Genomic DNA, 10,917 nt, shown 5'->3' with positions numbered 1-10,917 from the left:
ACATCCGGGGATGTCCCGCATATCGCTGCGCGCATGCGGGCTACGATCGGCCTAGAACCTATTTGACGACTTCGACCTTGGCGGGGAGGTCCGGCACGCGGCTGACGCGGTAGGTCGCGTTGCTGCATGTGAGAGTCCAGGCCTCGTTATCCGGCTTCGAAAGCTTGTCATCCCTCTCGGCCTTGAGCGGCTTGTCGCAGGCATAGCCTTGGGCACGAAGCTGTGCTGCCAGCATGCCCTGCAAGGTCTCCTCGGCCTGTGCGGCCGATCCCGCCAGACCGACGACGAACAGAACCGCGACTGCCAAGCCTATGAGCTTCGTCATGACTGTCCTCCGCATGTCTGCCCTATGCGAATTCTAGTGAGAGTGCTCCGGCAGCGCGAGCCCAAAGGTCTTGATCAAATCCGCCACCTGCTCCGGCGACAAATATCGCGGATTGAGCCCGCGCAGCAGCAGATAGAGCTTGGCGGTTTCCTCCAGCTCTTCCGTCGCGAACACCGCGGCTTCCAACGTGTCGCCCGAGACCACTGGGCCGTGATTGGCGAGCAGCACGGATGAATATTCCCCGGCCAGCCCCTTGATCGCGTCCGCAACGGCGGGGTCCCCCGGCCGATAGTACGGCACCAGCGCGGTCTGGCCGCATTTCATGACGTAATAGGCCGTCATCGGCGGCAGCGCGGCGCGCGGGTCGATTTCGGGCAGCATCGAGAGCGCCACCGAATGAGTGGAGTGCAGGTGCACCACGGCGCGTGCCGCGGTGCGCGTCTGGTACAGCGCGGTGTGCAGCGGCACTTCCTTGGTCGGGGCATCGCCGGAGACCAGCCGGCCGTCGGCCGCGAGCCGCGACATTTTTGCCGGGTCGAGGAAGCCGAGTGAGGCATTGGTCGGCGTCACCAGCCAGCCGCCGTCATCGAGCCGGACGCTGATATTGCCCGAGGAGCCCGGCGTCAGCCCGCGCTCGAACAGCGAGCGGCCGAAGCGGCAGATGTCCTCACGAAGCTTTGTTTCGCTCATGACACGCGAGCCTCCCGTATTTTCGCCTTGTCTCATGCTTTGGCAGCGCGGCCAAGCCGTGATAGGCAGGCAATAACGGGCATGATCCGGACCCGGAGGGCCGCGCTAGCGCAAAGTGGCAGCCGGTTTTCCGGAGAGATCATGCTCAAACAGGGAAACATTCGAGGGATCGCCGCATGTCCAGTTCCGCCAAACCGCGCGTCGCCGTCATCGGGCTCGGTTCGATGGGTTTCGGCATGGCGACCTCGCTCAGGCGCGCCGGCTTTGACGTCACCGGCTGCGACGTTTCGGCGGATGCGGTCGGGCGGTTCGTTGCCGACGGCGGCAAGGGCGCCAAGACGCCGGCGGAGGCCGCGAAGGATGCCGATATCGCGGTCAGCGTCGTCGTCAACGCGGCGCAGACCGAGGCCATCCTGTTCGGCGCAGGGGGCGTCGCCGAGACGCTGCCCAAGGGCGCGGTGTTCGTGTCGTCGGCCACCATGGACCCTGATATCGCGCGGCGCCTCGCCAAGCAGCTCGAGGCGAGCGGCCGGCACTATCTGGACGCGCCGATCTCCGGCGGCGCCCAGCGCGCGGCGCAGGGCGAGCTGACCATCCTTGCCTCGGGCAGCGCCGCGGCATTTGCAAAAGCGCGGCCGGCGCTGGATGCGATGGCGGCGAAGCTCTACGAGCTTGGTGATGCCGCGGGGCAGGGCGCCGCGTTCAAGATGATCAATCAGCTGCTCGCCGGCGTGCATATCGCCGCTGCCTCGGAAGCGATCGCGTTCGCGGCCAAGCAGGGCCTCGATATCCGGAAAGTCTACGAGGTGATCACGGCCTCCGCCGGCAATTCCTGGATGTTCGAGAATCGGATGCCGCACGTGCTCGAGGGCGACTACACCCCGCGCAGCGCGGTGGAGATTTTCGTCAAGGATCTCGGCATCATCCAGGACATGGCGCGCAACGCGCGCTTCCCGGTGCCGGTCTCGGCCGCGGCGCTGCAGATGTTCCTGATGACGGCGGCCGCCGGCATGGGCCGTGACGACGATGCGTCGGTGGCGCGGATGTATGCGCAGGTCACCGGTACCAAACTGCCCGGCAAGAAATAAGAGGACCTCCAGATGCCCCGCTTTGCCGCCAATCTCTCCATGATGTTCAACGAGGTCCCGTTCCTTGACCGCTTCGAGGCGGCGGCGAAAGCCGGCTTCACTGCGGTCGAGTTCCTGTTTCCTTACGACCATCCGGCCGACGAGGTCGGCAAACGGCTGAAGGCCGCCGGGCTGACACAGGCGCTGTTCAATCTGCCGCCGGGCGACTGGAATGCCGGCGAGAAGGGGTTCGCCGCGCTGCCTGATCGCTTTGCCGATCTGCAGCGGAGCCTGGAGACCGCGCTGCCCTATGCGCAGGCGACCGGGGTGAAGTGGCTGCATCTGATGGCAGGGATCGCAGACCGTGGTGACCGGCACGCGGTGGAAGCCTTTTACAAATCTGTCGCCTACGCCGCGGAGTTCTTCGCGCCGCACGGCCGCGACGTCGTGATCGAGCCGATCAATCCGCGCAACGTGCCCGGCTACTTCCTCAACAACTTCAACTTTGCCCACGACCTGATCAACGAGCTGAAGCTTCCGAACCTCAAGCTGCAATTCGACATCTATCACTGCCAGATCATCCATGGCGACGTGACGATGCGGCTGCGCGAGATGATGCCTGTCATCGGCCACATCCAGATCGCATCGATCCCCTCGCGCAACGAGCCCGACGGAGAGGAGCTGAACTATCCGTTCCTGTTCGGCGAGCTCGACCGGCTCGGCTATGACGGCTTCGTCGGCTGCGAATACAATCCGCGCGGCAAGACCACGGACGGTCTCGCCTGGTTCAAGCCCTACGCCGGAGTGAAGCCGTGACACCAGCAGCGAAACTGTCTCTTGGCTGCATCGCCGACGACTATACCGGCGCCTCCGACCTCGCCAACACGCTGACCCGCGCCGGCCTGCGCACCGTGCAGACCATCGGCGTCCCCGCCGGCGATCTCGCGCTGCCCGAGGTCGACGCCGTCGTGGTGTCGCTGAAGAGCCGCTCGATCGAGGCTGATCTCGCGGTATCGCGCTCGCGCGCGACGGAGACATGGCTGCGCGGCCGCGGCGCTGCTCATATTTTGTTCAAGATCTGCTCGACCTTCGATTCCACCGACGCCGGCAATATCGGTCCGGTGATGGACGCGCTGCGCGCGGATTCCGGCGATACCATCGTGCTGGTGACGCCGGCGTTCCCTGAGACCGGCCGCACCGTCTATCAGGGCAATCTGTTCGTCGGCTCGGTGCCGCTGAACGAGAGTCCGCTGAAGGATCACCCGCTCAATCCGATGCACGATTCCAACCTGGTGCGGGTGCTGGCGCGCCAGAGCAGGACGAAGGTGGGATTGGTCGATCTCGCGACGCTGACCCGTGGCATCGGGGCCGTCAGGGCAAAGCTCGCCGATCTCACCGCCAGGGGCATTGGCGCTGCGATCGTCGACGCGGTGTTCGACCGCGACCTCGAAACGATCGGGCAGGTGGCGCTCGACCATCGTGTCTCGGTCGGCGCCTCCGGCATCGGCCTCGGATTGGCGCGGGCGCTGGTCGCGGCCGGGATAGTGAAACCGGATGCCTCGAGCGCGATGCCCGATGCTGCAGTCGGCGGGCCGGCGGCCTGTCTCGCCGGCAGTTGTTCGCAGGCGACCCTGCAGCAGATCGCGAACGCCGAGAAGGTGATGCCGGTGCTGCATCTCGATCCCGAGCGGGTGGTCACCGGCAAGGACGAGGCGCAGCGCGCGCTGGCCTGGGCAAAGGATCGGATCGGCGACGGCCCGATCCTGATCGCGAGCAGCGTGACCCCCGACGAGGTCGCAGCTCTCCAATCCCGTCATGGCCGCGACGCAGCCGGACATGCCATCGAGCAGGCGATGGCCGACATCGCCGAAGGCCTGGTGCGGGCGGGCGTACGCCGGCTGGTGGTGGCCGGTGGTGAAACGTCAGGCGCCGTGGTCGATCGCCTGCGCATCCCCGGCTTCCTCGTCGGTGCGGAAATCGCCGCCGGCGTTCCGGTCTTGCGTGCCGTCGGAATCAGCAGCGGCGACATGCTGCTTGCCCTGAAATCGGGCAATTTCGGCGGACCGGAATTCTTCTCGGACGCGCTCGCCCTGATGCGCTGAGCGCGCCTCGCCCATGCCGTCACGGGCGGCAATTCGCGGGTGCGTAGTTCAACGGAGTTTCAAATTAACCCAACCAAAGGAACGGCGCAGGCTTTGACGCCTGCGGCGTCCGTCGCGTCGCCATTTGATTCCCGCCAGGGCCGCGCCCACCAGCCAGAGACATCACGATGTTCGCCAAACTCTCGATTCGCGCCAAGATCATTTCCGTGGTGGCGTTCCTGCTTGTCGCGATGGCGGGCATGGGGCTGCTTGCCGTCAAGGATATGCAGGCGATCAACGCCAATACGGTCGACATCACGACCAACTGGCTGCCGAGCGTGCGCGTCCTCGGCGAGCTGCGCGCCGGCGTCATCACCTATCGCAACGTGACCCGCGAGCACATGCTCGCCGAGACTCTTGAAGAGAAGCTGGCGGCCGAGAAGACGCTCGCCGGCGTGGTCGAGGCCAACAGCAAGGTGCGGGCGACCTACGAGCCGATGATCGCTTCGGCGGAGGAGCGCGCGCTCTACAAGCAGTGGTCCGAGACCTGGGACAGGTACCAGAAGGGGACCGAGGACGTGCTGGCCTTGTCGCGCAAGGAAGCCGGCAAGCTCCCGCAAGAAGCGCATCAGCTCAACACCAAGGTCGTGAACAATATCGGCCTCGAGGCCGACGAGATCCTGCGCAAGGACATCGCACTCAACAACGCCGGCGCCGACAAGGCTGCGCAGGATGCTGCCGACAATTACAATTCGGCCTTCATCGTGCTTGCGGTCATTCTCGGCGTCGCCGTCCTGATCGGCGTCGGCGTCAGCTTCTACCTCGTTCGTGACGTCTCGGCCGGCATCGCCTCGATCGTCGCGCCGATGCAGGCGCTCGGACGCGGTGACCTGACCGTGGTCGTTCCCCATCAGGGCGAGAAGACCGAGATCGGCACGATGGCCGATACGTTGCAGGTGTTCAAGGAAGTCCTGATCGCCAAGAAGGCCGCCGACGAGACCGCCGCGGCGGACGCGGAAGCCAAGATCGAGCGCGGCCGCCGGGTCGATGCCATCACCCGCAACTTCGAGCAGATGATCGGCGAGATCGTGCAGACCGTGTCGTCGGCCTCGACCCAGCTCGAAGCCTCGGCCGGCACGCTGTCGGCGACGGCCACGCGTTCGCAGGAACTGACCACCACGGTCGCCGCGGCCTCCGAAGAAGCGTCCGCCAACGTGCAGTCTGTGGCCTCTGCGACCGAGGAGCTGTCGTCGTCGGTGACCGAAATCAGTCGCCAGGTGCAGGAGTCGGCGCGGATGGCCAATGACGCCGTCGGTCAAGCGCGCACCACCAATGACCGCGTCAGCGAGTTGTCGAAGGCGGCCGCGCGGATCGGCGACGTGGTCGAGCTCATCAACACCATTGCCGGCCAGACCAACCTGCTCGCGCTGAACGCCACCATCGAGGCGGCACGCGCCGGCGAGGCGGGCCGCGGCTTTGCGGTCGTGGCCTCCGAGGTCAAGGCCCTGGCCGAGCAGACCGCGAAGGCGACCGGCGAGATCAGCCAGCAGATTTCCGGCATCCAGGCCGCGACGCAGGAGTCGGTCGGCGCGATCAAGGAAATCTCTTCGACCATCGAGCGCCTGTCGGAGATTTCGTCCACGATCGCGGCCGCGGTCGAAGAGCAGGGCGCCGCGACGCAGGAGATTTCCCGCAACGTGCAGGAGGCGGCGCAGGGCACCCAGCAGGTCTCGGCCAACATCACCGACGTGCAGCACGGCGCGACCGAAACCGGCTCGGCCTCGAGCCAGGTGCTGTCGGCGGCGCAGACGCTGTCGGGTGACAGCAACCGTCTCAAGCTCGAGGTCGGCCGATTCCTGAACGCGGTCCGCGCCGCCTGACGCGCTTGCGTATCAAGCAGCCGCAAAGGCATCGTCCTCGAGCGGCGGCCGGAACCCGCATTGACGAGCTGCAACAGAACGTGGCGCGTCGGATCAGCGCACCACGTTTGATAATTTCGCAGACCTGCGATGCATCGGCTTCGTGGGGTCAAGACAATGTCGTTGGGGCGTCGATTTTCAGAGCAGGTCAGTCTCTTTTTGGGCGATAACTTGCTCGCGCGGGAGGCGTCGTGGCGGCTCGCTCACGCGCTATGCCAAGGAAGTGAAGGCGGCCGGCCCGCGACGGGTTGGCGTTTCACGGTCGTTCGGGTAAATCGGCCTGTGCACAACGGCCTTTTTCCAGCGCCGATTCCTCTGCATGGGCAGGCTCCTTCGAGAATTTCGGGAATACCCTTTCTATGATCGCACTGGTCCGTATCGCGCTGAGCCGGCCATATACGTTCGTCGTGCTCGCGGTCCTGCTGCTGATCATCGGACCGCTGGCGGCGCTGCGCACGCCGACCGACATCTTCCCGGATATCCGCATTCCCGTGATCGGCGTGGTCTGGCAGTACACCGGTCTGCCGCCGGACCAGATGTCCGGTCGTATCACGACACCGTTCCAGCGTGCGCTGACGACGACCGTCAACGACATCGAGCATATCGTCGCCAATTCCTATAACGGCGTCGGCATCATCAAGATCTTCTTCCAGCCCAACGTCGACATCCGCACGGCCAATGCGCAGGTCACCGCGATCTCGCAGACCCTGCTCAAGCAGATGCCGCCCGGCGCGACGCCGCCCTTGATCCTGAACTACAGCGCCTCGACGGTCCCAATCATCCAGGTCGCGCTGTCCGGTGAGGGGCTGACCGAGCAGAACCTCGCCGATATCGGCATCAACCAGTTGCGTACGCCGCTGGTCACGGTGCCCGGCGCGGCGATCCCGTATCCGTTCGGCGGCAAGCAGCGCCAGGTCCAGATCGACCTCAATTCGACGGCGCTGCAGGCGCGCGGCCTGTCGGGGCAAGACGTCGCCAACGCACTCGCCGCCCAGAACCTGATCACGCCGGTCGGCACCCAGAAGATCGGTGAGTTCGAATACACCATCAACCTGAACAACTCGCCGCTCAAGCTCGAGGAGCTCGGCGACCTGCCGATCAAGACCGTCAACGGCGCGATGGTCTACATCCGCGACGTCGCCACCGTGCGCGACGGCAACCCGCCGCAGACCAATATCGTGCACGTCAACGGCAACCGTTCGGTGCTGATGATGGTGCTGAAGGCCGGCGCGACCTCGACGCTCGACATCATCTCCGGCATCAAGCAGAAGGTGATCGAGGTCAAGGACCAGATGCCGGACGCGCTCAAGATCGGCTTCATCGGCGACCAGTCGTTGTTCGTGCGCGGCGCGATCGAGGGCGTCGCCTTCGAGGGCGTGATCGCCGCACTGCTCACCAGCGTCATGATCCTGCTGTTCCTGGGCAGCTGGCGCTCGACGATCATCATCGCGGTGTCGATCCCGCTGTCGGTGCTCGGCGCCATCATCATGCTGTCGGCGATCGGCGAGACGCTGAACATCATGACACTCGGCGGCCTGGCGCTTGCGGTCGGCATCCTCGTCGACGACGCCACGGTGACGATCGAGAACATCAATTACCATCTGGAGCAGGGCAAGCCGGTCCAGCAGTCGATCCTCGACGGCGCCAATCAGATCGTGACGCCGGCCTTCGTCTCGCTGCTCTGCATCTGCATCGTGTTCGTGCCGATGTTCTTCCTGACCGGCGTCGCGCGCTTCCTGTTCGTGCCGATGGCTGAAGCGGTGATGTTCGCGATGATCTGGTCGTTCATCCTGTCGCGCACGCTGGTGCCGACCATGGCGAACTACCTGTTGCAGGCGCATGTCCATCACGAGGGTGAGCCGCCGAAGTCGCGCAATCCTTTGGTCTGGTTCCAGCGCGGCTTCGAGGCGCGGTTCGAGCGCATCCGCGGCGGCTATCACGGCCTGCTGGCGCTCGCGCTCGGCCACCGCAAGGTGTTCGTGACCGGCTTTCTGGCGATCGTCGCCGCGTCCTTCCTTCTGGTGCCGTTCCTGGGGCGCAACTTCTTCCCGTCGGTCGACGCCGGCAACATCCTGATGCATGTCCGCACCCAGGTCGGCACCCGCGTCGAGGAAACCGCCAATCAACTCGCCGACGTCCAGAAGGCGATCCGCAAGCTGGTCCCCGGTGAGATCGAGACCCTGACCGACAACATCGGCATGCCGATTTCCGGCATCAACATGACCTACAACAACACCGGCGTGATCGGTCCGCAGGACGGCGACATCCAGATCAAGCTGAAGGAAGGCCACAAGCCGACCGCGGAACACGTGCAGACGCTGCGCGAGCAGTTGCCGCGGCTGTTCCCGGGCTCCAGCTTCGCGTTCCTGCCGGCCGACATCGTCAGCCAGATCCTGAACTTCGGCGCGCCGGCGCCGATCGACCTGCAGATCCGCGGCGCCAATCTCGAGGCCAACTTCGCCTACGCCAACAAGCTGCTTGCCAAGATCCGCCGGATCCCCGGCATTGCAGACGCGCGCATCCAGCAGTCGCCGAACAGCCCGACCTTCAACATCGATGTCGACCGGACCCGCGCGCAATATGTCGGCCTGACCGAGCGTGACGTTACCAACGCCCTCGTCGTCAATCTCGCCGGCTCGTCGCAGGTCGCGCCGACCTACTATCTCAATCGGGACAACGGCGTGTCCTATTCGATCGTGATGCAGACGCCGCAATACCAGATCGACTCGCTGAGTGCGCTGCAGACCTTGCCGATCACGGCGACGGGCAACACCCAGGCGCCGATCCTCGGCGGCATCGCCGACATCAAGCGCTCGACTTCGAGCGCGGTGGTGTCGCAATACGACATCCAGTCGCTGGTGCAGATCTACGCGACGACGCAGGGCCGCGATCTCGGCGGGGTCGCAACCGACGTGCGCAAGCTGATCGCCGATACCGCCAAGGAGGCGCCGAAGGGCTCGTCCGTAGTGCTACTCGGCCAGGTGCAGACCATGAACAGCGCCTTCACCGGCCTGTTGTTCGGCCTGCTCGGCGCCGTGGTGCTGATCTACCTCTTGATCGTCGTGAACTTCCAGTCCTGGTCGGACCCGTTCGTGATCATCACGGCGCTGCCCGCCGCGCTTGCCGGCATCGTCTGGATGCTGTTCACGACCCAGACGACGCTGTCGGTGCCGGCGCTGACCGGTGCCATCATGTGCATGGGCGTGGCGACCGCCAACAGCGTGCTCGTGATCAGCTTCGCCCGCGAGCGCTACGAGGAGCTCGGCGATCCCATCGCGGCGGCGCTGGAGGCGGGCTTCGTCCGGTTCCGCCCGGTGCTGATGACGGCGCTCGCGATGATCATCGGCATGACGCCGATGGCGTTGGGACTGGGCGAGGGCGGCGAGCAGAATGCGCCGCTCGGCCGGGCCGTGATCGGCGGCCTGATCTTCGCGACCTTCGCGACCCTGATGTTCGTTCCCGTGGTATTCAGTATGGTACATAAGAAACAAGGCGCCAAAGCCGCCGCCTCATCGGAGATCCCGCATGTCGCCCACTGAACAGCGCCCGCCGGTCTCTCACCGGAAACTGGGCATATTCGGCGTGGTCGCACTGATCGGCGCGGGACTGATCGTCGGCACCGGCATCCGGGCCCGTGAGGAGCAAGACACGCGGCTGAAGCAATGGACCGATGACCAGGCCATTCCGACCGTTGCCGTGGCGCTGCCCAATGCGAAGGCCTTGAGCCCGACGATCGATCTGCCGGGGCGGCTGGAGGCCTACTATCGCGCGCCGATCTTCGCGCGGGTTTCCGGATACCTTAAGAGCTGGAACGCGGACATCGGTGCGCGGGTCAAGGCCGGCCAGGTGATCGCCGAGATCGAGGCTCCCGACCTCGACCAGCAATTGCTGCAGGCGCGCGCCGACCTCGCCAGCGCGCAGGCCAGCGCCAGGCTCTCGGAGGCCACGCTGAACCGACGCAAGACCCTGGTGGCGTCGAACTTCGTCTCCGCGCAGGAGATCGACGAGCGCACCGCCGACCTCTCCAACAAGAATGCTTCGGTCAAGGCCGGCCAGGCCAATGTCGAGCGGCTGGAAGCGCTCGCCGGCTACAAGAAGATCACGGCGCCGTTCGACGGCGTGGTGACGTCGCGCGATACCGACGTCGGCGCCCTGATCAACGCCGGCGGCGGCACCGGCCCTGCGATGTTCACGATCTCCGACATCAGCAAGCTGCGCGTCTACGTCAACGTGCCGCAGAACTACGTGCCCGCGATCAAGATCGGCGCCAAGGCCACGATCTCGCTGCCGGAATATCCGAACCGGACGTTCGAGGCGACGGTCGAGGCCTCGTCGCAGGCGGTCGACGTCGCCTCCGGCACCACGCGGATGCAGCTCGGGCTGGAAAATCCCAGGGGCGAATTGATGCCGGGCGGCTACGCCAGCGTGAAGCTCAACCTGCAACGCGATTCCACGCCGCTGAGCATTCCCGCCAGCGCGCTGATCTTCAACGCCAGCGGGCTGCGGGTCGCGACCGTGGGCCCGGACGACAAGGTGGTGTTCAAGACAGTGAAGATCGGGCGCGATCTCGGCAAGGAGATCGAGCTGGCCTCGGGCCTTGCGCCCGACGACCGCGTCATCACCGCCCCGCCGGATGGTCTCAACGACGGCGAGCAGGTGCGCGTGGTCGGCGTCGGCGCCAAGGGCAAGCCGACGACGGCCTCCGAAAAGCAGGATGTGAAGGGGTAGGGCGGGCGCAAGCAGCTTCCTTTTCGTCATGCCCGGGCTTGTCCCGGGCATCCACGTTTTTGGCAGTCACCCAGTAAGACGTGGATGGCCGGGTCATAGGCGAGCGG

At 65.5% G+C, this 10,917-nt stretch carries 8 protein-coding genes; 6 read left to right on the top strand and 2 right to left on the bottom strand.

The window, feature by feature from the left end:
- Nucleotides 1-58: 58 nt before the first annotated feature.
- Complete coding sequence (locus MTX19_RS26095; RefSeq protein WP_280979951.1) at nt 59-325, bottom strand: hypothetical protein; 267 nt, start codon at nt 323-325, stop codon at nt 59-61.
- 33 nt (nt 326-358) lie between these two features.
- A complete protein-coding gene (locus tag MTX19_RS26090; RefSeq protein ID WP_280979950.1) occupies nt 359-1,015 on the bottom strand; it encodes an aldolase in 657 nt (218 codons plus the stop codon).
- A gap of 176 nt (nt 1,016-1,191) precedes the next feature.
- Between MTX19_RS26090 and ltnD the strand changes: the two genes are divergently transcribed.
- The 6 genes from ltnD to MTX19_RS26060 all read left to right on the top strand — a co-directional run bounded on the left by ltnD (nt 1,192) and on the right by MTX19_RS26060 (nt 10,810).
- Nucleotides 1,192-2,103 (top strand): L-threonate dehydrogenase, encoded by a 912-nt coding sequence (ltnD, locus tag MTX19_RS26085; RefSeq protein WP_280979949.1) that lies wholly within the window; start codon nt 1,192-1,194, stop codon nt 2,101-2,103.
- A 12-nt stretch (nt 2,104-2,115) separates the two neighbouring features.
- Nucleotides 2,116-2,898: a 2-oxo-tetronate isomerase gene (gene otnI, locus MTX19_RS26080; RefSeq protein ID WP_280979948.1), complete on the top strand. Its 783-nt coding sequence runs from the start codon at nt 2,116-2,118 to the stop codon at nt 2,896-2,898.
- Nucleotides 2,895-4,184, top strand: coding sequence for a 3-oxo-tetronate kinase (gene otnK, locus MTX19_RS26075; RefSeq protein ID WP_280979947.1), 1,290 nt, complete (start codon nt 2,895-2,897; stop codon nt 4,182-4,184). The genes otnI and otnK overlap by 4 nt, the downstream gene beginning before the upstream one ends.
- A gap of 167 nt (nt 4,185-4,351) precedes the next feature.
- Nucleotides 4,352-6,043 (top strand): methyl-accepting chemotaxis protein, encoded by a 1,692-nt coding sequence (locus MTX19_RS26070; protein WP_280979946.1) that lies wholly within the window; start codon nt 4,352-4,354, stop codon nt 6,041-6,043.
- A gap of 398 nt (nt 6,044-6,441) precedes the next feature.
- The gene (locus MTX19_RS26065) at nt 6,442-9,621 is read left to right on the top strand and encodes an efflux RND transporter permease subunit (RefSeq protein WP_280979945.1); all 3,180 of its coding nucleotides are present in this window, start codon (nt 6,442-6,444) and stop codon (nt 9,619-9,621) included.
- Nucleotides 9,608-10,810, top strand: a complete 1,203-nt coding sequence (locus MTX19_RS26060) for an efflux RND transporter periplasmic adaptor subunit (protein ID WP_280979944.1) — start codon at nt 9,608-9,610, stop codon at nt 10,808-10,810. The genes MTX19_RS26065 and MTX19_RS26060 overlap by 14 nt, the downstream gene beginning before the upstream one ends.
- Nucleotides 10,811-10,917 lie beyond the last annotated feature (107 nt).

Source organism: Bradyrhizobium sp. ISRA464, assembly GCF_029910095.1.
Taxonomy (GTDB): Bacteria; Pseudomonadota; Alphaproteobacteria; order Rhizobiales; family Xanthobacteraceae; genus Bradyrhizobium.
This window is presented reverse-complemented; position numbering and strand designations above follow the sequence as displayed.